Genomic DNA, 24,096 nt, shown 5'->3' with positions numbered 1-24,096 from the left:
TTGCATGTGTTAAGCCTGCCGCTAGCGTTCATCCTGAGCCAGGATCAAACTCTTCATCGTATATTTTAATATTATATGGCGACGAATACCTATCGGTTCTTTTCAAATCTTAAAAGATTCCATTACTCTTATTCTTTTTGTTTTGAGATCACTCCCAAAACGGCTGTCAATTCAATATGTCTACGAACGTGTATTTCTTTTTATTCTCGCTTTTCGTTTGTTTCTCAAAGCGGGTGCAAAAGTAGAAAACTTATTTTTAACCGGCAAATCTTTTTTGAAGTTTTTTTTTGAAAAATTTTCTTTTTCCTTTTCTTCATTTTATCTACCAACCTATCAATGAACTTTCCGTGTTTTGCGGGGTGCAAATGTAAAAAGCATTTTCAAACTGCGCAAGCTTTTTTGAATCTTTTTTTTGAAAATTTCTTCTCTCTTAAAATTCGTTTGCCTGTCAGTATTTCGATGAACGCCTTCGCTGTTGCGGGTGCAAAAGTACACAACAATTCCAGTTAAGCAAGCTTTTTTAGCGCCTTTTTTTCTCTTTTTTCAAATCTTTTTCTTAACTCACTGATAACTTATTCTTTATATTTTAAAGCTCTTCAGATCGCTGTACGGTTTTTCTGAACCATCCTGCGTTTTTCTTATTTTTAGTCTGTATCGGGTTATCGGTTTTGGAGAGTTTTCAGCCTTTCAGGTTCTTTTTGCATGGATCATTATTCTTTATAAGATCGGAATTCATCCGAAAATTTCTTCCACAACACAACTGTCTTAGCCCCGATAGAAGCGAAAATCCTTTTTATGGCGGGGTTCGCCATAAAAAGATTGCAGCGCATAGCGGGAATAGCTCCTTATTAATATCAAAATCCAATTTCAAAAGATTAGACTTGTCTCAAGACAGATTAAAACTTAATCTATTTCGACAGCTTTGGAATTTCGATTTGACAATTACTCATATAATCTAATCAAAGCGTATAGCTTTTACCGGAGAAATCTTGGTTATGATATAGGACGGAATTAACAGAACCAAAAAGCAGATTGTGATAGTCAACAGATTTAACAGGATAACATATCCCCAATTTATATATACTGGCGCCTGATTTACATAATAATTTTCGGGATTCAACTGTACAACTCCGAATTGCTGCTGAATTAATAATATAGAAATACCAATCAAGTTACCCCAAAACAAACCTCGTATTATTAGATAAAAAGCATTGTACAAAAATATTTTGCGGACAGTCCAATTATTAGCCCCTAATGATTTTAGAATTCCTATCATTTGTGTACGCTCCAGAATAAGCACCAATAAAGCAACTACCATATTTATTGTTGCGACCAAAATCATGACAGCTAAAATGACAACAATATTGAAATCAAAAAGCTGAAGCCAATCAAATATATAACTGTATTTCTCAATTATATTTTTAGTATCTAAACTTGACGAAGTTTGTTCGTAAATTTGATTCCCTGTGGGTTTAATATTTTTGAAATCTTTTAGAAAAACTTCGAATGCACCAACCTGATCAGGCGTCCATTTATTAATTCTTTGAATATGACGAATATCTCCAATTATATAAGTAGCGTCAAAATTCTGGAAACCTGAATTAAAAATACCCGAAATTTTGAATCGACGGCTATTTGGCAATTTTCCTTGTTCTTCTTTTATAAAAAAAGTATTAAAACTATCTCCTATTTTTAAATTTAACCGGTCGGCAAGAAATCTGGAAATTATAACATCTTCATTTAATGATTTAGAGAAATCCGGTAATTTCCCTTCTACCAAATATTCTTTTATATTATTCCAGTCATAATCTGCTCCAACCCCTTTGAAAATAATTCCTTCGAAAGCATTTTCGGTTCTGATTATTCCAGCCTTGTTTGCGATTGCCTGGATATGACTTACCTCTGGAACTGATTTGAAATCAGGATAAAAATCCTGTTTTTTAGAAACCGGAATCAATGTTACTTCAGAATTATTGTTGTCATAATTCGAAATAACAATCTGGCCGTTGAAAGCAGAAACTTTGTCGCGAATTTTTTGCTGTAAACCGATTCCAGTTGCAACTGAAACCAACATCATAATAATACCAATAGCAATAGCCGATATGGCAATTTTTATTATAGGAGCAGAAATACTGCTTTTATAATCTTTAGCAGTAATAAGTCTTTTAGCTATAAAATATTCGATGTTCAATTTATAAGTTCTTATTAATTTATTAAGTCAGTTTGTTTCTCTCAGTCAAAAATACATTTAAAAAAGTAAAAAAGAATTGTAACCAGGAACAATTACAAATTATTTATGCCTCTTATAAAGGCATTTTTTTCTTCATTTCTTCAACAATATTATAAGCGGCCGGGCAAATTGCTACATTCTTCAAGGTAAGATCTGCAATTTGATGAAATTTTTTTCTATCGGTATGCGGAAACTCTCTGCAAGCTTTAGGACGAACATCATAAATCATGCAGTAATTTTCATTATCCAGAAAAGTACAGGGAACACTTTTTAAAACATAATCCCTATCTTCGTCTATTCGAAGATACTGTTCAATAAATTGTTGTGGTTTTTGTCTGAAAAATTTTGATATTCTTTCAATATCTGCCAAAGTAAATAATGGGCCGGTCGTTTTACAACAATTAGCACATTGCAAACAATCTGTCTTTTTAAATTCTGCATGATGTAAATCCTGCATTACATAATCTAAATTCTTAGGTTGTTTCTTTTTCAGCTTATCAAAATACTTTTTGTTTTCGATATGCTTATCTTTGGCGAACTTATTTAAGTTGTTTAAAATTTGTTTCAAGTCTTCTAATTAAATTAATCTGCAAAATTAAACAACTTTAAATTTGAAACCTTAAACTTTGAATTAAATTACAATGAAAGATCTTTTCGGAAAAGCCATGTTTGATTTTCAAACCAATAATTCACCAGAAGATATCATTACGGAAACTTCAATTTCTGAAGAAGATGACATGAGTGTAAAATATTTATTTCGCTCTTATAAAGAGATGCCAAAATTAGAACAAAAAGCTTTGCAATTAGCTTTCGGAAAAACTTTAGATGTTGGCTGTGGGGCCGGAAGTCATAGTCTTTCACTGCAAAAAGACCATAATTTAGACGTGACTTCAATTGACATTTCAGAAAAGGCAATAGAGACCTGCATCTTGAGAGGCATAAAAAAAGCAAAGGTTCAAAACATATTAGATTATGAAGGAGAAAAATTCGACACCATCCTTTTGTTAATGAACGGTACAGGAATTTTCGGAAAATTACAGAACTGTAATAAATATTTATCTAAACTAAAATCACTTTTAAACGAAGGTGGTCAAATTTTGATAGACAGTTCAGACATTATTTATATGTTTGATGAAGATGAAGATGGAGGAAAATGGATTCCGTCAGGCAATGATTATTATGGAGAACTTGTTTTTAATATATCTTACAAAGGAGAAAAAGAAGAACCTTTTGACTGGCTATATTTAGATTACAATACCCTTCAAAATGCTGCGATTACAAATGGGCTTAAATGCGAACTGGTATTAGAAGGAGAACATTATGATTATTTGGCCAGACTTACAGTTTAGAATTAAATAAATGATTACTTTTTACACAATGTGTATTAAAACAAAAAACTCTTCATGCCGAAGAGTTTTTTTGTTTTTATATTCTACTAAGGAATATTCAAATATTTATGTGTCTGCAATGAAACCCTCCATTTTGGATTATCCATTACATAATCTACGATTAAGGGAGTCATTTCTTCTTTTTTGCTCCATTCAGGCTGAAGGAATAAAATCGCATTGTCATTTACCAGTTCTGCCTGTTCTTCAGCGAAAATAAAATCATGTTTATTATGAATAATTACTTTTAACTCATCCGCATTATCATAAACGGTTGTAGTAGGCAATTTATTCTTTTTAGGAGAAAGACAAATCCAGTCCCATGAACCTGATAAAGGATAAGCACCGGAAGTTTCTATATGAACTTTCAAATTTTTATCTTTTAATTTACCCGTAAGCAAACTCATATCCCATGTTAGGGGCTCACCTCCTGTAACAACAACCGTATCAGCGTAAGCTGAAGCATTTTTTACAATTAAATCGACATTTGTGGGCGGATGCAGTTCCGCATTCCAGCTCTCTTTCACATCACACCAATGGCAGCCAACATCACATCCACCAATTCTTATGAAGTAAGCAGCTGTGCCCGTATGAAAACCTTCACCCTGAATAGTATAAAATTCTTCCATCAAAGGTAACATTGCTCCTCTATTTACTTCTAATTGTATTTCTTTTGATAACATTATAAAATTTTAAACCGCAAAGATAGTCAATTAAATACGGAACAAAAAAAACCGATAGCTAATAACTATCGGTTTAAATATTTAATACTTTAAATTTTATTTTAGAGCTTTGACTGATTGAGCAGCATATGCATTTGCAGGATCTAAAACTAAAGTTTTATTGAAGTATTCAATAGCCTTAGCTTTGTCAGTATTAGCATAAGCAGCACCAATTGAATTATAAGATTCAACAATCTTTTTCACAGTTGCCGGTTTAGCTAATTCTTCTGCACCTTTAGCAGTAATTTTAGTAACATATTCAGTATAATATTTGATAATCATATCATCTTTATCCAGCAAACTGTTAATTCTGGCTTTGTAAATATAAGCCTCATCATAAGTAGGAGAAGCTACTAAAATTTTGTCAAAAGTAGCATCTGCATTTGCCAAAGCTGCTTTATCACGGCTTTCTGCAGGTTTTCCGGCATTTCCATAATAAACAGAGATTCCATAATAAACTGCATCATCTAAATAATTTTTAGATTCAGTATTCGCAGCACCAAGCTCAAAAATAGATGCTGCTTGCAAATATTGTTTTTTACTAAACAACTCTTTTCCAAAATCAGCTAACTCTTCAACTACTAAAGGCTCTAATTCAATTGCTTTTTTGATATCAGCAAAACCAGCATCAAAAGCAGCCTGATCTACTACACCTTCAGCGTTTGTACCTTTTTTTATTTTAGACAAGCCTAAGTATAAATAATCTCTTCCAATTACTTTATTTGTAGGTACTTTTATAAAATCTTCGATGGATTTTATTGCCACATCAGCATTTCCGTTTTCATAAGCAGAATATCCTAAGTATCTGAAAATTCTAGGATTTACTTTGTCTTCTGCAATCATTTTATTGGCAACTTCTTCAAGTTTTTTATAATCTTTAACCAAAATTAAGAAATCAGCATGACGCATTTTTGAATCTAAAGAGTAGTCAGTAAGGCTTAAATATTTTTCGTAGTTCGTAATAGCGTTTTGTAAATTAACCTTTGCTGTTGAAGGTTTATTTCTGGCCCATTTGTAATAAGTTTCGGCCAACTCTCTGTAAACAGGGCCGTAACTAGCATTTAAAGCAATAACCTCATTAAAAGATTTAATCGCTTCATCATAAGATTTCGCACCTTTTAATAAAACACCTAATTGCATTTTTGCTCTTAATAGTGTAGGGTCAGCGCTAAAAGCGTCACGATACGCTTTATAAGCATCATTTTGATTATTTGCTCCATAATAAGCATCACCAATTGTTAAAAGTGCAGTAGCATTCTGTGGCTCAATGGCCAATGCACGCTGTAATATTGCAATAGCTTTGGTATAGTCAGGATTTTCAGAATTGATGTAAGCTCTTCCGATATAAATAAATTCCTCTACATCTTTACGTTTCATATCTTTTGTTGCCAGACCAAAGTTAGCCTGTGCAGCAGCTGTGTTTTTCTGATCAAGATCAAGCTGACCCAATCCGATATAATTTAGATTCTTCTTATCTGATGCTTCCAATCCGTTTAAATAGTAAATTTTGGCAGAATCAACAACACTTTCATTTAAATATACATTCCCCAAAACAAAATTAGCTTCACCATCCGAAGGTTTGGCTTTTATGATTGATTTCAGCAAAGATTTTGCTTTTTGAAATTGTTCTGCATCAATTGCTTTTTTAGCCTCTTTGATGTCTTGCGCATTTACAACAGAAGCTGAAGCAACTAAGGCAAGACTTAAAATTTTGAATTTGTTCATCTTTATTGTAATTAATTATTTTCTTTTTCGTTTAAAATTTGATTTCTAATCTGCAATTTTCTTCCAGGAGTATTAACCGGCATTAAACCGGACTTTAAAACGATACGTTGTCCAATATCTCCGGCAATGAATGAAGCAAAGCCCATTCCTAATCCAGTGTATCCCTGACAATTGATGATATACAATTCACGTGCCAAAGGATATTTCCCCTCAGCAATGTCATTTTGCGTAGGACTGAAATAATTATTGTCTGTTAGTCCTTTAACACTCAAAACATTTATTTTATGAACTATATTTTGAATTTCTGCTGTAGGCTGTGACAACCAGTTAACACCAACCACACCAATCATTCCGTCATTTTCAGCCACAAACCTGATTACTTCTTCATTTGTTTTGAATGAAAAAACACCTTCACCAGGTATATCCTTCACTTTAGCCAAATCCTTCATGAATCGTACTGTACTTGAGTTTGGATTATCAAACACCAATCCTTTTATTCGCGGATTTGGTATTCCTCTCATGAAATCAATTACAGTCTGTAACGCTATCAGGGTATCATTATTGCTTTTATTTGAAATAAAAGCTATGGCATCTGTCGCAAATGGAGTAACTCTCGGATTAATTTTTAATTTTACAAACTTATCTTTTTCTCCCTGAGTTAAATCTCTTGCAGTAATGACAACTTTTGTTTTCTTATTCAATAAATCGTTAATTAACTCAGCTTCTGACTTGGTTTTAATTGCAACTTTAGCGTCATAATATGTTCCCTCAAAAACAGCAACCTGATCCTCAACAATTGGCTTTACAGTTTCATCAACAGTAACCACAATTGATCCTTTCAAAATTGTTTCCTTTTCTGATTTAACTTTACTTTTTTGATTACACATTGCAAACAACAAAATAAAAACGACTAAACCCAAACTTTTAACATTCTTTAACATGCTTACTCGGTATTAGAATTTATTAATCTTAAAAATCGTATCGCTGAGTATACGATTAATAATACACCTAAGGCATATCTATACACAGGATCCATGTTTAATGATAATTTATCCCAAAACATAATCATTAAACCAAGTACAAGATAAATCAAAAAAAACAATATTCCTAAAACAAGAAGAAATCGCTGTTTGAGCGATTTCTTCTTAATATTATCAAGTATATTCTTCAACATTACTCTGCAGATTGAATTGTAATTGGCAGAGAGTAAAGTACTCTTACTTTTTTACCATTTTGTTCGCCAGGAGTCCATTTCGGGCATTTTTTTAGAACCCTGATAGCTTCAGCTCCAGTTCCGTAACCAATATCTCTTAAAACTTTAATATCTGTTAATGAACCATCTTTTTCAACTACAAACGTAACATAAACTTTACCTTTTAAACCTTCTTCTTCAGGAGTTTTGTAATTATTTCCTACGAACTTGTAGAATTTCTCCATCCCTCCAGGGAAATCAGGTTTTACTTCGATACCTGCTGTGTTATATACGCTGTTATCTTCCTGTACTATTTCAGCAACCGGACCTTTGCCTACAGGCTCATCAACAGTTAAAACTGCATCCGGATCCCCTTTAATAGTTTCAGAACCAATTTTCTTTTCTTTAAGATCCACAATCTTTGGCGGTTCTTCCGTAATCTCTTCTGTTTTAGCCACAACCGGCTTCACAAATTTCACCTGATCCACTTTTGGAGGTGGCGGTGGCGGAGGTGGTAAATTAGGCTTAACAGGCTCTTTTGGCTTCGGCGGTAATTTTACCGTAGTAATTTTAATATCGTTATCTACTACCTCTTCCTCAGAATGCGGTATAAGATTAGCAATAAGAGGAGCCGCAACAGCCAAGCTAAAAATAACCGAACCAATGATAAGTGATCTTACCGTAGTTTTGGTATTTGATTTTCTCAGCTCGTATGCCCCGTATATCTTATTACGCCCTTCGAATACGATATCAAGCCACTGATTTTTTATAATATCTAATTTCATATTTCTTAATTATTAGGTTATTGACAAAATAAATTACTTTATTTTTTCTCTAACAATTCTGTTTCTTTAGGCTGAAAATCATTTACAATTGCATAAGTACCAACCCCTGTAATAGCCATTTCATCTAAAATATCTACTAAGTTTTTGTACTTTGATTTTTTACCCGGTTTGATGATTACAATAATCCCTTTCTCTTTATCTCCGGTATATTGAATTACTGATTTCTTACGAGCCAATAACTCTTTTCGAATACCGTCTTTTCCGTAAGCGATATCTTTAGGACCAGCTATAGGGGTATCCAATAATCCCATATAATAGATAAGTTTATTATTTTCACCCATCATAATAGTCATAGTACGTTTCTCATCAACCTTTATGTCCTTATTTTTGGATTCATCCTCATCTTTATCTGGCAAACCTAAATTCATCGCCTGAGGTTTTGACAACGTAGTGGTCAGCATAAAGAACGTGATCAATAAGAATGCCAAATCTACCATTGCCGTTAAATCGACTTTCGAATTTTGCTTTTTGCTTCTTACTTTGCCACCTTTTCCGCCGCCACCGTCGCCGGTATTTAATTCAGCCATTTTAGTGTATCTTTTTTAATTAAAAATCTTTCCCTCTCATACCTGTAACTAAGTTAAAGGTATTGACTTTTTGATCTTGCAGAATATCCATAATCTTTTTGATTTGTGGATAATCTTCTTTAGCATCCCCTTTTATTGCAATCTGCAATTCTTTATCATCTAAATCAATAGCAGCTCTTCTTGAAACCAAAAGCCATTCCTTTAATTGATTATTTAAAGAATCAATCGGAATACCCGGTTGATTTGCTTTACTTCTGTCAGCAGCTTTCATATCAATGATTTGCTTTAAACTTGCAAGCGGCACACCAAAATCATCCATTAGTGCAAATTTCTCTTTATCCTGATCCGAAAAAGAAACGCCTAATTTATTACCCATTCCTTCAAGAGTTTTTTTACGTAACTCTCTTCCTTTTAAATCAAAAAACACTTTGCTTTTTCCGTCTTTTCCTTTACCTACCGAGATAATAGCCAAATCTGAATCCGGTAATTTAGTCTGTACAGTAGATGATGGAGTATCAACAGGAAGTGCCTCAGGCACCTTAGCAGTAGCGGTCAAAATAAAGAACGTAAGCAAAAGGAACGCAACATCACACATGGCAGTCATATCTGTCGATGTTGACTTTTTTTTCATTTTTATTTTAGCCATTCTCTTTTTATTTTATTTTGATAATTAATTCTATTATTAATATCAAAAATTAATTATTGTCTTAAGCTTCCTCTGAATTTTCTGTAAGTATTAACGATAGTAGTACCAGCCTCATCGATAGAGTAAGTCAAATCGTCAATTTTAGCAGTAAAGAAGTTGTAAGCAATGATCGCCAATACAGAAGTAGAGATACCTGTTGCAGTATTGATAAGTGCCTCAGAGATACCTGTTGCAAGAGCAGCCTGATCCGGAGTTCCGGCAGAAGCTAACGCACCAAACGCTTTAATCATACCCGATACAGTTCCTAACAATCCTCCTAAAGTTCCTAATGATACTAAAGTAGAGATGATAGTCATGTTTTTCTCTAACATAGGCATTTCTAATGAAGTAGCCTCTTCGATTTCTTTGTGGATCACTTCTGAAGCCTCTTCACTGTTGAATCCTTCTTTTTTAACGTCCTGATATTTAATCAAAGCAGATTTAATTGCATTTGCAACAGAACCTTGCTGTTTGTCACATGCAGCGATAGCAGCCTCAATATTTCCTTCTTTAATGCTTCCTTGTACATTTTTCATAAATGTATCTAAGTTAGCTTTACCAGCAGCTTTTGAGATAACAAAAAATCTTTCAATAGAAAAAACAACAACCATTAAAAACATACCTAATAATATCGGTACAATGAAACCTCCTTTATATACCATCCCTAAAGTATTCAATGGATGACCTGTTTCAGCGTTTCCACCTTCAAAGTTAGCAGGAGCTCCCATAACGAATTTCCAGATTAACCAACCAACAAAAACACATGCTACAATAATGATTCCTGAAACCATCCCTCCTCCATTTGAAGTGCTTTCTTTTTTAACTTTAACGTTTGCCATTTTTTTTAATTTTAATAGTTTTAAATAATTTTTATTTTTAGTTATATTTAACTTGTAGGGTAGCAAATTTATACGTTTAGTTTAAATAAAAAAACTTTTTTTAATTTAATTGAAGGAAATTTAACTTGATTTTAAAAAAGTTCTCATTAAATTGCTCAAGTCATATTTTTGATAAAACAAAAAAAAGGTCAAATTGTGCAAAAATTACAACGTTTTAGTAAATATTCAAATATTCCTTTGTCATCTTCTTAAAATGTTGCGAAATTATTTTTTACATTATTTTCAGCAAAAAACATGTTTTTCCTGTTAAAAAAAACCAAGAAAAAGCATTAAAAACCGATTCAAAATTCTTATAATCATTTAAATTACAAACAAAAAATGAATAAAAAAGACAATTTTATTGAGGATATAAACAAAGGATATTCTTCTAAAGGTGACAGCATCATTTTAGGGGGTGCAATTCTGGACAGAGAAGCAGTAGCTGAAGCCCATGTAAAAATTCCACTAAAAACTTTAAATCGTCACGGACTCATTGCCGGTGCTACCGGAACTGGTAAAACAAAAACAATCCAGGTTTTTTCAGAGCAGCTTTCAAATGCCGGAATCCCCGTCTTAATGATGGATATAAAAGGTGATTTTAGCGGTATTGCAAAAGAAGGAAAAGAAGAAGGTTTTATTACCGAACGCCATTCCAAAATAAACATACCTTATAATGTATCTGCTTTTCCCGTCGAGCTAATGACATTATCCAGACAAAATGGTGTTCGCCTGCGTGCGACTGTTTCAGAATTTGGACCGGTATTATTTTCAAGGATTTTAGATCTTAATGATACACAGTCCGGCGTAGTTGCTGTAATTTTCAAATATTGTGATGACAAAAAGATGCCCTTATTAGATTTGAAAGATATTAAAAAAGTCATCAACTACATTACAGAAGAAGGCAAAGAAGAAATTGAAGAAAGTTATGGTAAAATATCTACTTCAACTACAGGAACTATCCTAAGAAAAATCATCGAACTGGAACAACAGGGAGGTGATTTGTTTTTTGGGGAATTGTCTTTTGAAATTGATGATTTGATGCGAATAGATGAAAACGGAAAGGGATACGTGAATATCATCCGCCTCACGGATATTCAGGACAAACCAAAATTGTTTTCGACTTTTATGTTAAGTCTTCTTGCTGAAATTTACCAACAAATGCCCGAAAAAGGAGATGCTGACCAACCCGAATTAGTCATTTTTATCGATGAGGCACATTTAATCTTTAATGAAGCCAGCAAAGTATTGTTAGAACAAATTGAGACAATTGTAAAACTCATTCGTTCAAAAGGCATTGGCGTTTATTTCATAACTCAGAATCCGATGGATGTTCCAAGTGGTGTTTTGGCACAATTAGGATTAAAAATCCAGCATGCACTCAGGGCCTTTACGGCAAATGACCGTCAGGCTATTAAAAAGACCGCAGATAATTATCCAACATCTGACTATTATAAAACCGATGAATTACTAACCAGTTTGGGAATTGGAGAAGCTTTAGTTACGGCGCTAAATGAAAAAGGAATACCAACACCGCTTGTAGCTACTATGATGCGTGCACCTCAAAGCCGAATGGACATTTTAACAGCTGATGAAATTGAAGAAATAAACAGTAAATCGAAATTAGTCAAAAAATACAGTGAAGAGATTGACCGTGAAAGTGCGTATGAAATTCTGAATAAAAAAATTAAAGAAGCTTCAGAGGCAGCATCCGAACAAGAACAACAAGTTCCCGCAAAATCATCAAAAACAGGACCCAGCACGACAGAAGTAGTTACAAAATCTGTTCTTAAAGTTGTTACCAGCGCTACATTTATAAGAGGCGTTTTCGGGGTATTATCAAAATTTCTAAAAAAATAAATTCAATGTCAATTACAATGTCAAAAATCGATATCAAACCTAATTGATTTTTGACATTGATTTTATTTTTGTAGTAGCTTCAAAATTTTGTTTTCAACTTCGGGAGAATCCCAGATATTTTCGATATTATCTAATTTTAAAACCTCTTCCATAATTTCGTTTTGAAAATCCCCAATCGCTAAAGCTTCTGCATAAGGACGATCACTAAAAGTTACGCGGCTGTAAAGCGGAATCCATTTATCAGGATGTTTATCAGAGAAAACCTTTTCTATTTTCTTTTGTAACAGGAATTTTTCATCGGCAGTTTTTGTACTCATTTCCATAAAATTGCGATACGAAAGTTCTGCAATAGCATCGGCATTTGGCTTACGCGAAATCTGGTATTCTGAAAATATTTTTTTCCAGTCGTCTCCGTACTTTTCGATCATTTCATTCAACACCGTAATATCTTCAAAACCGGCATTCATTCCTTGTCCGTAAAACGGAACAATGGCGTGACAGGCATCACCAATCAGGGCGATTTTATCTTCATAAGTCCATGGAAAACACTTCATTGTAACCAGCGTACTTGTAGGATTCTTAAAAAAATCATTTGCCAGTTCCGGAATTACCTCAATCGAATCCGGGAAGTTTTTGGTAAAGAAATCTTCCACCATTTTTCGGTCTGTTAATGAAGCAAACGAATTCTCTCCTTCAAAAGGCATGAATAAAGTACAGGTAAAACTCCCGTCAAGATTAGGCAGTGCGATAAGCATATATTCGCCTCGCGGCCAAATATGAAAAGAATTTTTATCCAGTTTGTGGGAACCATCTGTATTTGCAGGAATATTCAGTTCCTTATAACCCATATTCAAAAATTCCTGCGAATAATTAAACATGCTCTGACGCTGCATTCTGTGACGGATCCTCGAAAAAGCACCATCGGCTCCAAAAACCATATCAAATTTCCGTTCTTCCCACTCCCCTCTTTCGGTCTCACCAATATGCAACGTCGCTTCATTCAAGGTAACATCCCAGACTTTCTGCTCAAAATAAAATTCGGCACCGGCTTCTTCAGCCAAATCTATCATTTTTCGGTTTAATTTTCCTCTTGATATCGAATAAATGGATTCTCCTTCCTGACCGTAATTCTGAAAATTCAGTTTATCAACCAAATGAATCGCGCGTTTGTCCATCGGAATTGCAATTTCACGAACCGAATCACCAACACCAACTGCATCCAGTGCTTTCCAGCCGCGATTAGACATGGCCAGATTAATGGAACGCCCCGAAAAATTTATTTTGCGGATATCCGGACTTCGATCATAAACATGAACGGTATGACCAGCTTTTTTTAGGTAAATTGCCAGCAGTGATCCTACAAGTCCGGAACCTACAACGGCAATTTTTAGTGAAGTTTGCATCAAGGAAAAAAAATCTAAATATATTGGGTCGTAAAAATAAGTAATAATTATACATAAGCTTTAAAATACCGCAATTATTTGCCCTATAGAGCTAATATTTATATGGGCATGACCCGCAGAAAAAGCGGGTCGGGCTCATCCGCTATATCTTTTATGCCGAACACCGGCACAAAAGGATATCGCTACTATCCCTCATGCGGCAGCTGTTTTTCATAAGGTATTTATATTCAGACAAAAAGATTTTCATTTAGCAAAACATTCATTCACGTCATTAAAAATTTCATTGACAATCTTTTTTCAATTGAATATTCACAAAATATACTATTTTAGCCCCGTCCCAAAAAGCAAATGAACAACCTATGAAAAATTTTAAAAAACATTCCCTCTTGGTATTATTTATTTTGGCGTTTATTCCTTATTCTGCAATTTCACAGCAATACAAAACAGCAGTACAAATGCCAACGCAACAGAATGCAATTATTATTAATGAAATTGTTGAAGCAGCCAACTACAAAACTTTTTTCGTTGACTATTGTCTCAATAAGATAAGTGAAACTGCTTTGAAGGAAAAATGGGATGAGCAAAAAACAATAGCCATAACAGAGACTGTCAATTTTAGAAATTTCAGGGATGCCGTTTATAATATGTTTGCGTTTCATGACGAAATAGAATTAGAAACGCTATTAAAAAAATATCAAAACGATAAAATATATCAGACCTCAAACATCATGACTGCCAATAAAGCACTTAATATCAATCTTGAAATATATGCTAAAGACATTGTACAGGGTAAATATATTGGCAAATAAGATTCAGATACTACCAGGCTTTAAAATTTTACTTAGTTTCAGAGTCTTTGCAGTTAGGATTAGGGTTCGGTTTATCCCGGTTTAAAAATCAATTTGGTCGAAGTTTTTATAATCTCATCTTTATTCAGTTTCATCTTTCTGAATTTTCCGGCATTATACATTTCTGCCTGATCATCGTAATGTTTGCTGAAAGGATTTCCTGATTGCCCTGTTGGCAAGATGCTCCAGCTGTTTTCTATATCTGAAAAATCAACTACTCTTCTTGTTGAAGGACCGCCTTTGGTGTAATATTTCCCTTCATCATTATATCCAAAAAACAAATTATTGATTACTTCATTGGAACCCGGAGAATCGAAAGGACCAACATTAAACAGTTTACGCAAAGCGGCCACTTTTCCTAATGGGTGTTCATGCTCAACTGTATGCACCTTACCCCACTTCCAGTCTGAAACAGAATCTCCAAGCTGTTTTTTTAGTGCTGCAATCGCTTCATAAAAAGATTTGGAGACAATGTCATCTCTGGTTTCTTTTATATTTTTAGTTTTGACATTATCCCACCAAACCGAATTTTCATTTACAATTTGTCTGGCAATTACTTGTTTTCCGGTACTCGTTCCTAAAAACAAATTAAAATTATCCGAACCCATTTCGTCTTCAAAAGTATTTTTCATATATAAATAAATCCATTTGTTGTAAATGGTTGGTCCAACATCTCCAATATTATGAGTGCCTTTCCAGGATTTCAAAACTGCAACAGCATCTTTCCCGGTATTATTTAATAATGTGAATTTACTAATTGAAATTAAATTTTGTGCCGAAGCCGAAGCCACAGATGATGTATTATCATAAATCATTTTACTAACATCTTCTTTGTTCCAGTCTGACTTTGCGTTCAAAAGCTTCATAATTCTGCCGGCACGATCTTCCGGCAGATAATAGCCGGGATACAAATAACCATCAACTGCTTCCGGCTGGTTATTTGCTGAATAAACATACCCCCATTTCGGATTTTCAGCCGATGGGTTTTTGGAGAAAGCCAGATATTCTGCAATATCATCTTTGCCGCTTGACCCATCCAAAATCAAAAAAGAATTTACGCCCTTATTGTGTTTGTATAAAGTACCTGTAGCCCACCATGCGACATTTCCTTTAGCATCGCCATACATTACATTCAGTCCGGGTGAAGCCACTAATTGTACTGCTTTTTTAAAATCATCTTTACTTTTTGCATGCGAAAGTCCATAAACAGCATCCAGAATCAGGATAGGCTGTTGTGTAAAAATCCATGACATCGCTATTGGTTTTTTACTTTTTAAACGTTCCAGCAAATCATTCATAATCGGGCCATGACGACTTGATTTGACAGTAAGAACCACATCAGAACTATCTTTTACCTTAATTATTTTTTTTCTGGATTCGTATTTCGCAAAACCTGTTGGAGTCTGATATTGAGTTGCATCTCCTGCCTTATTTTTCTCCTGATAAAAATCGATATCATCATTCATAAACATTGTTAATCCATAAGCATATTCACGATTATGGGCTAGTAACGGAAAAGGTGTTCCTGCCAGATAACAGCCATACAATTCATGATTGGGAGTTACTAAATGTGCTTCATACCATGTCCCGGGCTGTGAAAAGCTGATGTGCGGATCATTTGCAAAAATCACTTTTCCGCTTTTGGTTTTATTAGGTCCAAGAACCCAACTGTTGCTTCCCACAAATGGCGGAACCGGGGATTTATCTAACAAATGGGCAACCGACTTTGAAATCTCAGTATACTCTTCAACATTTACTTTTGAACTTTTGATTTGTGCAGTATTGAATTCGCCTCCGATTCCCAAATCTTTTAAATATTCGTCACCATATTTATTTCGGATTTCCGTCAGCAAAGGATCAGTCTTTTGTGCCATTGCAAAACTAAAAGCCATATAACCAAAAATATTATAAACATCCTTAATGTTGAATTTTTCTTTTTTAACTCCAACCAAAGTAAATTCAATAGGCGTCACCCCTTCTTCCAGATATTGGTTTATACCGTTTAAATAGGCTAACGTCAACTGATAACCCGGGCTGTTTTTATCCAATTTTGCGATGGCTTTTGCTGAAGCTTCTTCAATGCCAATTCCGGAGAAAAACATATCGTTTTTTAATGCTATTGAACCGAAAATTTCTGACAGCCTTCCCGGGGCAATCCTGCGCATTAGTTCCATCTGCCACAATCTTTCCTGTGCATGAACATAGCCTAAAGCCGTCATAGCATCTTTTTCCGAATCTGCATAAATATGAGGCACCCCAAAATCATCAAAATATACCGTTGTTTCTTTCTGGAGGTTTTTCAGTTGTACTTCTCCCTCATATTTGGGTTTCAGATGAAAAATATAAGCAAATAAACTTATCGCAACAACCACAATCAGCAGCAAAACTGCTAACAAAATTTTTTTCATTCTCCTCATATTAAAAGCTTAAGGCAAAAGTAATATTATAACTTAAAAGCAAAATCGTGTAAAAAACAGTGTTTTTAAAAATCTAAATTTATGTAATTAATACCAATACGATAAATGTCAATATATAAAAAAATAGCAATCGGTTTAATTTCTATATTTCTTGTTGGAATATTCCTCAACATTGGCCTTAATTACTGGATCAAAAAACAGCTTCCGATTATTATTCACGAGAAAAACAATACTCCTTACAAGATCAATTATGAAAAAATTGAAGTTTCATTATGGTCCAGAAATATACATGCAGAGACCTTATTAGTAAATCCGAAAAACGAGCCGAAGGACAGCAAAAACGGACTGTTCTCTAAAATTGAGTCCATCACGATTGAGCATTTCAATATTTGGGATTTAGCTTTTAATGATATTATCCAGGCCGAAAGTATCATTATCAATAAACCTCGTGTAATTTTGTATAAAAAAGGCGAGAAACTTTTAAACAACAGCAAAAGCATTAAAACACAAATTGTTGAGCCTTTCAGAAAAATAATTGCGGTTTCAAATATTTATTTAAATAACGGAAGTGTCGATGTTGTTTCTCTGGATAGTAACAAGCCTATTTTAAGCGTCAAAAAAATCATTTTAAAGCTGGAAGGAATTCTAATAACAGATGCCACTCTTAAAGAAAAAATCCCGATTCAGTATAAAACTTATGCATTGGTTCTGGATAGCTTATTTTACAGGCCAAGTATCTTTTATCATATTAATATTGGCAAAATAAGTACAGAAAAGAATTTTTTAAAAATCAACAATTTCTCTACTCTTCCACAATTCAACAGGCGTGATTTTACTAAACGGTTAGCAAAAGAAAAGGACATTTACACGCTGAAATTTGATTCGGCGCAAATTAAAAAAATGAACTGGGGTTTTAAGAATCACCGTTTTTTCTTTAAAGCTAATTCTATAGTAATCAATCATTTCGACGCTAATATATATAGGGGTAAAATGCCAAAAGATGATTTGAGCAAAAAATATCTTTATAATCATTTATTGCGAAATATTAAATTTCCGCTTCAAATTGACACTTTGCAGGCTTTAAAATCAAAAGTGGTTTATGAAGAAGAAATTGATTTTTCTAAAGGACCCGGAGTTTTGACATTTGACCAATTCAATCTCAGGGCAACTAATCTCAAAAGTGGTTTTGGCCTGAAAAAAACTGATGATATAAAAATTAAGGTCAACTGTGTTTTTATGAAAGCTTCTCCTCTGGACGTTGACTGGAGTTTTAATGTCCTGGACAAAAAAGATAGTTTTCATATACAGGGAGTCATTTCAAATTTTGATGTAAGAGCGATGGAAAGATTCAGTAAACCACATATGAACGCTTCGTTTACGGGGACTTTTCATAAATATCGTTTTAACTTTTATGGAAATGACAATATTTCAAAAGGAAATGCCTCATTGGATTACGACGATCTTAAAGTGGAATTGTACAGAAAGAAAAAACCTGAAAAAGTAGCAAAACTCAAAAGTGCAATTGCTAATCTGGTGGTTAAAAACAATTCGAATGATAAGACAAAAACTGCCGATGTAGAACTGGAACGCATTCAGGAAAAATCCTTTTACAATTTTTTATGGCGGAGTATTGCTGAATCATTGAAGAAAATTCTGATTTAGATTTGAGCAATTGCAAACCTGAGAATTGTCAGGTTTAGAGAAAATGTTTTTTAAATATTGTCCTTTGTGCCGGAATGATTCAAATACTAACAGCTATTTGAAAATTTCAGTCCCGAATGAAAAAACAATCAGCTTAGAAAAAAAAATTTTAAAAATCAGCGACATTCATTCGGTGATCATTCAGTATTTTTTTAGGCAGAAAATAACTTTGGATATCTTTAATACAGAATCAAATCTGGTTGAATTGCGGCGAATATGCTTTTGTAACAACGGATTACTTGTGTACAATTCCCGAAGAATTTAACCATAAGAACAATTAGACATAACATTTAAAAATCAAATACGCTGACAAAACTAACAACTCGAATTTTATAAATTACATGGAGAAAAATAAAAATCTAATGCTCAAATTCAGTAAAAAACAAAAACCCCGGGATCCAATTGAATCCCGGGGTTATACATTAAATAAGATGTGTCAAAAAACTATTCTTTTTTCTTTTTTTCACTGTCAATAATAGCACCTGTACCCGTTCCTACAGCTGCTCCTGTCAGACCTCCAATGATAGCACCTTCGCCCTTTTTCTTGCTAACAGCTGCCCCGGTTATGGCACCCACACCAGCTCCGATTACAGCACCTTTTGCAGTAGCACTCCAGCCTTTCTTTTTTGCAGGTGCTGCAGTAGTTGTTGTTGCATCTTTCTGGACTACAACCACTTTCTGAGCTTCTGCTTTCTGAGCTTCTGCTTTTGCTTTTTCCTCTTCTAAATTAGCCATCTCGGTTTTCATTGAATCAATGACTCTTTGTTTATTAATTTCAACTTTCATTGAATCGATACTGGCTTGTTTCGCATTATCTATAGCCTCTTTATTTTGATTTTGACAAGAAGTTAAGAATATTGCTGCTAATAAAATATATAAGCCTTTCATGATTGTAATTTTTAAAATTGTATATTACAAATTACGTTAGATCTGTTATATTACTTATTACAGAATTTTTTTGAAAGTTTATAAAATTAGAAGACCTGGTTTTCCTGCAGATTTTAACCGATTTATTTCCTAAGTTCAGATAAAGATCTGTCGAATCCAGGTCAAAGCAAACTTATCATTTTGACTAATACTGTCCTATTTCAATAACCCCGGCTAAAGCAGAAGTTATTCAATTATTTACTTTCCTAAAATTCCCTTTTTAAGAATTTGCCCAAACTCATACATATCTTCATAAGAACAATAGAAAGGAACCGGTGCCAGGCGAATGACATTAGGTTCACGCCAGTCTGTAATGACTCCATTCTTCATTAAATAATCGAATAAACTCCTTCCTTCTCCGTGTAAAAACACAGATAATTGAGAAGCTCTCCCTTCAGGATTTGATGGCGTGATAATTTCGAAAGTACTATCCACTTCCTTATCAATTTCATGGAGAATAAACTCCAAATAAGAAGTAATTTTATCTCTTTTAGCGAGCAAAGCATCCATTCCTACCTCGGCAAACATTTCTACCGAAGCTAAATAAGGAGCCAATGAAAGTACCGGTAAATTACTAATCTGCCAGCCTCCTGCTCCCTGAACCGGATCAAAATCAGCTTCCATTTTAAAACGGCGCTCTTTATTGTGTCCCCACCAGCCTGCAAATCTTGGTAAACTGGCATTGTGATGCTTTTCGTGTACAAAACATCCCGAAGCATTTCCGGGACCTGAATTCATATATTTATAACTGCACCAGGCTGCGAAATCTACATTCCAGTCGTGAAGTTCTAATTTGATGTTTCCGGCTGCGTGCGCCAAATCCCAGCCAACTTTTGCACCTGCTTTTTGTCCTGCAGCTGTAATGGTTTTGATGTCAAAAACCTGTCCGGTATAATAATTTACACCTCCAATTAAAACCAATGCCAGCTCATCGCCAACTTCTTCAATCTTAGCCAGAACATCTTCAAGGCGAATATTGTGTTCGCCTTCGCGGCGTTTTATTTCTACAATAGCCTCTTCAGGTTTATATCCATGAAAATGGACCTGACTCTGGAACATATACTGATCTGAAGGAAAAGCTTTTTCTTCGCAAATGATTTTATAACGGGTTGGGGTTGGCTGATAAAAAGAGACCATCAGTAAATGAAGGTTTACGGTCAAAGTATTCATGACCGTAACTTCTGAAGGCAGGGCTCCAACAATTTTACTCAAAGGTTCAGGAAATCTCTCCTGATAATCCCACCATGGCTTTTCAGCATAAAAATGACCTTCTACTGCAAGATTCGCCCAGTCATTCATTATTTCATCAATATAGGATTTGGTTCTTTTGGGTTGTAACCCTAAAGAATTTCCAGTAAAATAAATAACCCGTTTGTCATTTACTTTAGGAAAAATAAACTGATCCTGATAATGATTTAGAACGTCTTGTGCGTCGAGTTGTTTTGCAAATTCGCGTGTATTTTGAAAAGTCATTGTTTTATTGTTTTGATTGCTAAAATAACAAAAATTGTTTGTTTTGTTTTGTTTCAGTCAAGTTTCAGGTTTCAGGTTTCAAGTTTCAGGTTTTAAGTTTCACCTTTAGTTGGGAACCTGAAACCTGAAACAAAACTATTAAAACCAAAAAACCCGACAAGTCTCAGAAACTCGTCGGGTCTTTTTTATAAGATAAATTCTAATTAAAGAATTAACATCGCATCTCCGTAAGAATAGAACTTGTATCCCTCTTTGATTGCTTCATCGTAAGCTTTTTTCATTAAATCATGTCCACAAAAAGCAGAAATCATCATCAATAATGTTGATTTTGGAGTGTGGAAATTTGTAATCATACAGTTTGCAATACTGAAATCGTGAGGAGGGAAAATAAATTTATTTGTCCAGCCTTCGTAAGGATTCAAAGTATTTGCAGAAGAAACAGAACTTTCAATGGCACGCATAGAAGTTGTTCCTACTGCACAAATACGTTTTTTCTTTGCTTTTCCTTCGTTTACGATATCACAAGCTTCCTGAGTTATGATTAATTCCTCAGAATCCATTTTGTGCTTAGACAAATCCTCCACCTCAACCGGGTTGAAAGTTCCTAAACCAACGTGTAAAGTTACTTCAGCAAAGTTCACTCCTTTGATTTCCAGCTTTTTCAAAAGGTGTTTAGAGAAGTGTAATCCAGCAGTTGGTGCTGCTACAGCTCCTTCTTCTTTTGCATAAATAGTCTGGTATCTGTCTGCATCTTCCGGAGTTACCTCGCGGTTGATATATTTAGGAATTGGAGTTTCTCCAAGTTCTGTCAGTTTATTTCTGAATTCTTCATAAGAACCGTCATATAAAAAACGTAATGTTCTACCACGGGAAGTCGTGTTATCAATTACCTCAGCAACTAATGAATCGTCGTCACCAAAATATAGTTTATTACCAATTCTGATTTTACGTGCCGGATCAACCAAAACATCCCAAAGACGCTGTTCTGAGTTTAGTTCTCTCAATAAGAAAACTTCAATTCTTGCTCCGGTTTTTTCTTTGTTTCCGTACAAACGTGCAGGGAAAACTTTTGTATTATTTAGAATTAAAACGTCTCCGTCATCAAAATAGTTGATTACGTCTTTAAACATTTTATGTTCAATTGTATTTTTTTTACGGTCAATTACCATTAAACGAGATTCATCTCTGTTTTCTGCCGGGAATTCAGCCAAAAGTTCTTTCGGTAAATTGAAATTGAAGTGTGATAATTTCATATTTGAATTATTGATTTTAGAGTGTAGATTTTAGATTTTGTATCTAAAATTGTAAATCGGATGCAAATATACGATTGTGAGACAGGCGTTGTCAAGTATTTTGCTGTTTATTTTCAAAAGCCGTTGATTTACTGAGGGTTTACAGCAGCATTGGAAACGTTTTTTTTCACCATATAAGTGATATAAGTCCATTTAATTTGAATTCCTGAAAATTAGCGAGTATTTTTTATTTGGCTAAAGCCTAAAACTAATCATAAAAAAACCTCCAGTTAAAAACCGGAGGCTATTCAAATTATGCTCATTTTTATTTAAATGAACTTATATCACTTAAATGGTTTAAAAACTAAAGTTCTGAAATTTCGAAATTTAATGCTTTTAAATCATTCCAGAAATCCGGATATGATTTTGAAACTACTTCGGCATTTTCGATAATAATTGGCACTTTTAGTGCTAAAGGGGCAAATGCCATTGCCATACGGTGATCGTTATAAGTCGCAATTTTCACATTGTGATTAATCGTATCCGAAAGTCCTAAAGTCAGACTGTCATTCGTTACCGAAATATTGGCACCTAATTTTGTAAGCTCAGTTTTTAAAGCTTCCAGTCGGTCTGTTTCTTTAATCTTTAAAGTATGCAGACCAGTTAAATGGCAGCCGATTCCTAAACCTAAACAGGTGACAACAATGGTCTGAGCAATGTCTGGTGTATTGTTCAAATCGAAATTCACATCTTCGTAATTGAATCCAACCACTTTTTCCAAAGTCATTTTATTGTTTTGAAAAGTCGTTTTCACACCCATTTTTTCATAAAGAGAAACCAACTCGGAGTCTCCCTGAAGGCTGTTTGCTTTGTAACTGCTCAAAGTTATTTTTGCAGCATCGGCCAAAGCTACAAGACTGAAAAAATAAGAAGCCGAACTCCAGTCTGATTCAACAACCATTTCTTTAGATTCAACTGCTTCTTTAGGGAATACTTTTATTACGTTTCCTTCAAAACTTGTTTTGATATCTAAATCAGCCAGCAAAGCCAAAGTCATTTTGATATAAGGAATCGAAGTAATTTCGCCTTCTAATGTAAGTTCTAAGCCGTTTTCTAATTTTGAAGCCACTAACAAAAGAGCCGAAATATACTGACTGCTGACATTTGCAGCCAGGCTTACTTTTGAAGCTGTAACTTTTTTTCCTTTGATCCTGATTGGCGGATATCCTTCTTCTTTTTCATATGAAATTTCCACGCCTAACTGCGCCAAAGCTTCAACTAAAATTTTTATCGGACGTTCCTGCATTCTGCCTGAACCTGTCATTACAACTTCACGCCCTTCATTTACTGCAAAATAAGCCGTTAGAAAACGCATCGCTGTACCGGCATGATGAATATCTACAATCTCGTCATTCCCGACTAAGGCTTTCTGCATTACCTCGCTGTCATCAGAGTTGGAAGTATTGGCAAGTGTAATATTTGGAAACAAAGCTTTTAAAAGTAATAACCGATTGGTTTCGCTTTTTGATCCTGTAACCGCAATCTGGCCTTGTAAATTTTTATGATTGGTTTGAAGTAATAAATTCATTTTTATAATTATAAGTTGTAAATTATGAATTATGAATGATCAGAAACGTAATTCAGACGCGCAATTTACCACTCCCCATTCATAATTCAAAATTCAAAACTCATAATTCAAAACTTAGGAGTGATATTTCACAATTATTTCAGTTTATCGTTGTTTTTGTGACGATCTTTATCCCGAACCGATTTTAAATCCATTTTTTTATCAAAAGCCGCCTGCAAATCGATACCTGTTTGATTGGCCAGACATAAAACTACGAAAACTACATCGGCCAGTTCTTCGCCTAAGTCTTTGTTTTTATCACTTTCTTTTTCGGATTGTTCCCCATATCTGCGGGCAATAATCCGGGCCACTTCACCTACTTCTTCTGTAAGCTGTGCCATATTGGTTAACTCATTAAAATATCGGACACCGTGCTCTTTTATCCAGGTGTCAACGTCTAATTGTGCATTTTTCAAATCCAT

Annotated in this window: 20 protein-coding genes; 4 read left to right on the top strand and 16 right to left on the bottom strand. The window is 34.3% G+C overall.

The features are described 5' to 3' along the window. Positions 1–955 precede the first annotated feature (955 nt). Both GXM17_RS17290 and GXM17_RS17285 read right to left on the bottom strand, forming a co-directional pair. Positions 956–2,191 (bottom strand): ABC transporter permease, encoded by a 1,236-nt coding sequence (locus GXM17_RS17290; protein WP_163400629.1) that lies wholly within the window; start codon positions 2,189–2,191, stop codon positions 956–958. A 112-nt stretch (positions 2,192–2,303) separates the two neighbouring features. Next, the gene (locus tag GXM17_RS17285; protein ID WP_163400628.1) at positions 2,304–2,798 is read right to left on the bottom strand and encodes a YkgJ family cysteine cluster protein; all 495 of its coding nucleotides are present in this window, start codon (positions 2,796–2,798) and stop codon (positions 2,304–2,306) included. 73 nt (positions 2,799–2,871) lie between these two features. Between GXM17_RS17285 and GXM17_RS17280 the strand changes: the two genes are divergently transcribed. Next, positions 2,872–3,579: a class I SAM-dependent methyltransferase gene (locus tag GXM17_RS17280; RefSeq protein WP_163400627.1), complete on the top strand. Its 708-nt coding sequence runs from the start codon at positions 2,872–2,874 to the stop codon at positions 3,577–3,579. An 86-nt stretch (positions 3,580–3,665) separates the two neighbouring features. Here the strand turns inward: GXM17_RS17280 and GXM17_RS17275 are convergent, their stop codons facing one another. The 7 genes from GXM17_RS17275 to GXM17_RS17240 form a co-directional block, all read right to left on the bottom strand. After that, entirely contained in the window at positions 3,666–4,298 is a 633-nt protein-coding gene (locus GXM17_RS17275; RefSeq protein WP_163400626.1) for a 7-carboxy-7-deazaguanine synthase QueE, read from the bottom strand. 96 nt (positions 4,299–4,394) lie between these two features. Further along, positions 4,395–6,062: a tetratricopeptide repeat protein gene (locus tag GXM17_RS17270; RefSeq protein WP_163400625.1), complete on the bottom strand. Its 1,668-nt coding sequence runs from the start codon at positions 6,060–6,062 to the stop codon at positions 4,395–4,397. 11 nt (positions 6,063–6,073) lie between these two features. Next, positions 6,074–7,003 (bottom strand): PstS family phosphate ABC transporter substrate-binding protein, encoded by a 930-nt coding sequence (locus tag GXM17_RS17265; RefSeq protein ID WP_163400624.1) that lies wholly within the window; start codon positions 7,001–7,003, stop codon positions 6,074–6,076. Between the two features lie 232 nt (positions 7,004–7,235). Further along, the gene (locus tag GXM17_RS17255) at positions 7,236–8,039 is read right to left on the bottom strand and encodes an energy transducer TonB (protein WP_163400622.1); all 804 of its coding nucleotides are present in this window, start codon (positions 8,037–8,039) and stop codon (positions 7,236–7,238) included. 38 nt (positions 8,040–8,077) lie between these two features. Beyond that, positions 8,078–8,626, bottom strand: coding sequence for an ExbD/TolR family protein (locus GXM17_RS17250; RefSeq protein WP_163400621.1), 549 nt, complete (start codon positions 8,624–8,626; stop codon positions 8,078–8,080). Positions 8,627–8,645: 19 nt separating this feature from the next. Next, positions 8,646–9,272 (bottom strand): ExbD/TolR family protein, encoded by a 627-nt coding sequence (locus GXM17_RS17245; RefSeq protein WP_163400620.1) that lies wholly within the window; start codon positions 9,270–9,272, stop codon positions 8,646–8,648. Between the two features lie 53 nt (positions 9,273–9,325). Then, positions 9,326–10,150 (bottom strand): MotA/TolQ/ExbB proton channel family protein, encoded by an 825-nt coding sequence (locus GXM17_RS17240; protein WP_163400619.1) that lies wholly within the window; start codon positions 10,148–10,150, stop codon positions 9,326–9,328. A 378-nt stretch (positions 10,151–10,528) separates the two neighbouring features. On the opposite strand from GXM17_RS17240, the gene GXM17_RS17235 reads away from it, so the two are divergent. Continuing rightward, positions 10,529–12,046 (top strand): helicase HerA-like domain-containing protein, encoded by a 1,518-nt coding sequence (locus GXM17_RS17235; RefSeq protein ID WP_163400618.1) that lies wholly within the window; start codon positions 10,529–10,531, stop codon positions 12,044–12,046. 62 nt (positions 12,047–12,108) lie between these two features. Here GXM17_RS17235 and GXM17_RS17230 read toward each other — a convergent pair whose 3' ends face one another. Then, positions 12,109–13,449 carry an FAD-dependent oxidoreductase gene (locus GXM17_RS17230; protein ID WP_163400617.1) on the bottom strand — a complete coding sequence of 447 codons (1,341 nt, stop codon included), beginning with the start codon at positions 13,447–13,449 and terminating at the stop codon, positions 12,109–12,111. 359 nt (positions 13,450–13,808) lie between these two features. Here GXM17_RS17230 and GXM17_RS17225 point away from each other — a divergent pair, with 359 nt between their 5' ends. Further along, a complete protein-coding gene (locus GXM17_RS17225; RefSeq protein ID WP_163400616.1) occupies positions 13,809–14,258 on the top strand; it encodes a hypothetical protein in 450 nt (149 codons plus the stop codon). A gap of 71 nt (positions 14,259–14,329) precedes the next feature. Here the strand turns inward: GXM17_RS17225 and GXM17_RS17220 are convergent, their stop codons facing one another. Next, positions 14,330–16,714, bottom strand: coding sequence for a penicillin acylase family protein (locus GXM17_RS17220; RefSeq protein WP_163400615.1), 2,385 nt, complete (start codon positions 16,712–16,714; stop codon positions 14,330–14,332). 105 nt (positions 16,715–16,819) lie between these two features. On the opposite strand from GXM17_RS17220, the gene GXM17_RS17215 reads away from it, so the two are divergent. Next, complete coding sequence (locus GXM17_RS17215) at positions 16,820–18,376, top strand: hypothetical protein (RefSeq protein ID WP_163400614.1); 1,557 nt, start codon at positions 16,820–16,822, stop codon at positions 18,374–18,376. Positions 18,377–18,859: 483 nt separating this feature from the next. On the opposite strand, the gene GXM17_RS17210 is transcribed toward GXM17_RS17215, so the two are convergent. From GXM17_RS17210 to GXM17_RS17190, 5 genes are all read right to left on the bottom strand, one after another. After that, on the bottom strand, positions 18,860–19,303 hold the full coding sequence (locus GXM17_RS17210; RefSeq protein ID WP_163400613.1) for a YMGG-like glycine zipper-containing protein: 444 nt from the start codon (positions 19,301–19,303) through the stop codon (positions 18,860–18,862). 237 nt (positions 19,304–19,540) lie between these two features. Further along, on the bottom strand, positions 19,541–20,815 hold the full coding sequence (gene kynU, locus GXM17_RS17205) for a kynureninase (protein ID WP_163400612.1): 1,275 nt from the start codon (positions 20,813–20,815) through the stop codon (positions 19,541–19,543). Positions 20,816–21,018: 203 nt separating this feature from the next. Further along, positions 21,019–22,068 carry a tRNA preQ1(34) S-adenosylmethionine ribosyltransferase-isomerase QueA gene (queA, locus tag GXM17_RS17200; RefSeq protein ID WP_163395267.1) on the bottom strand — a complete coding sequence of 350 codons (1,050 nt, stop codon included), beginning with the start codon at positions 22,066–22,068 and terminating at the stop codon, positions 21,019–21,021. A gap of 343 nt (positions 22,069–22,411) precedes the next feature. Continuing rightward, positions 22,412–23,635: a 3-phosphoshikimate 1-carboxyvinyltransferase gene (locus GXM17_RS17195; protein ID WP_163400611.1), complete on the bottom strand. Its 1,224-nt coding sequence runs from the start codon at positions 23,633–23,635 to the stop codon at positions 22,412–22,414. 134 nt (positions 23,636–23,769) lie between these two features. After that, positions 23,770–24,096: a nucleotide pyrophosphohydrolase gene (locus tag GXM17_RS17190; RefSeq protein WP_012022600.1), complete on the bottom strand. Its 327-nt coding sequence runs from the start codon at positions 24,094–24,096 to the stop codon at positions 23,770–23,772.

The sequence above is a fragment of the Flavobacterium fluviatile genome, from assembly GCF_010645065.1.
GTDB classification, from domain to species: Bacteria; Bacteroidota; Bacteroidia; order Flavobacteriales; family Flavobacteriaceae; genus Flavobacterium; species Flavobacterium fluviatile.
This window is presented reverse-complemented; position numbering and strand designations above follow the sequence as displayed.

Excerpts from the sequence above, each read along its gene's own strand:
- GXM17_RS17210 (WP_163400613.1), bottom strand. The coding sequence starts at position 19,303 with ATGAAAGGCTTATATATTTTATTAGCAGCAATATTCTTAACTTCTTGT.
- GXM17_RS17250 (WP_163400621.1), bottom strand. The coding sequence starts at position 8,626 with ATGGCTGAATTAAATACCGGCGACGGTGGCGGCGGAAAAGGTGGCAAA.
- GXM17_RS17275 (WP_163400626.1), bottom strand. The coding sequence starts at position 4,298 with ATGTTATCAAAAGAAATACAATTAGAAGTAAATAGAGGAGCAATGTTA.
- GXM17_RS17255 (WP_163400622.1), bottom strand. The coding sequence starts at position 8,039 with ATGAAATTAGATATTATAAAAAATCAGTGGCTTGATATCGTATTCGAA.
- GXM17_RS17240 (WP_163400619.1), bottom strand. The coding sequence starts at position 10,150 with ATGGCAAACGTTAAAGTTAAAAAAGAAAGCACTTCAAATGGAGGAGGG.
- GXM17_RS17230 (WP_163400617.1), bottom strand. The coding sequence starts at position 13,449 with ATGCAAACTTCACTAAAAATTGCCGTTGTAGGTTCCGGACTTGTAGGA.
- GXM17_RS17270 (WP_163400625.1), bottom strand. The coding sequence starts at position 6,062 with ATGAACAAATTCAAAATTTTAAGTCTTGCCTTAGTTGCTTCAGCTTCT.
- GXM17_RS17265 (WP_163400624.1), bottom strand. The coding sequence starts at position 7,003 with ATGTTAAAGAATGTTAAAAGTTTGGGTTTAGTCGTTTTTATTTTGTTG.
- GXM17_RS17225 (WP_163400616.1), top strand. The coding sequence starts at position 13,809 with ATGAAAAATTTTAAAAAACATTCCCTCTTGGTATTATTTATTTTGGCG.
- queA (WP_163395267.1), bottom strand. The coding sequence starts at position 22,068 with ATGAAATTATCACACTTCAATTTCAATTTACCGAAAGAACTTTTGGCT.
- GXM17_RS17195 (WP_163400611.1), bottom strand. The coding sequence starts at position 23,635 with ATGAATTTATTACTTCAAACCAATCATAAAAATTTACAAGGCCAGATT.
- GXM17_RS17220 (WP_163400615.1), bottom strand. The coding sequence starts at position 16,714 with ATGAGGAGAATGAAAAAAATTTTGTTAGCAGTTTTGCTGCTGATTGTG.
- GXM17_RS17280 (WP_163400627.1), top strand. The coding sequence starts at position 2,872 with ATGAAAGATCTTTTCGGAAAAGCCATGTTTGATTTTCAAACCAATAAT.
- GXM17_RS17245 (WP_163400620.1), bottom strand. The coding sequence starts at position 9,272 with ATGGCTAAAATAAAAATGAAAAAAAAGTCAACATCGACAGATATGACT.
- GXM17_RS17235 (WP_163400618.1), top strand. The coding sequence starts at position 10,529 with ATGAATAAAAAAGACAATTTTATTGAGGATATAAACAAAGGATATTCT.
- GXM17_RS17215 (WP_163400614.1), top strand. The coding sequence starts at position 16,820 with ATGTCAATATATAAAAAAATAGCAATCGGTTTAATTTCTATATTTCTT.
- kynU (WP_163400612.1), bottom strand. The coding sequence starts at position 20,815 with ATGACTTTTCAAAATACACGCGAATTTGCAAAACAACTCGACGCACAA.
- GXM17_RS17190 (WP_012022600.1), bottom strand. The coding sequence starts at position 24,096 with ATGGATTTGAAAAATGCACAATTAGACGTTGACACCTGGATAAAAGAG.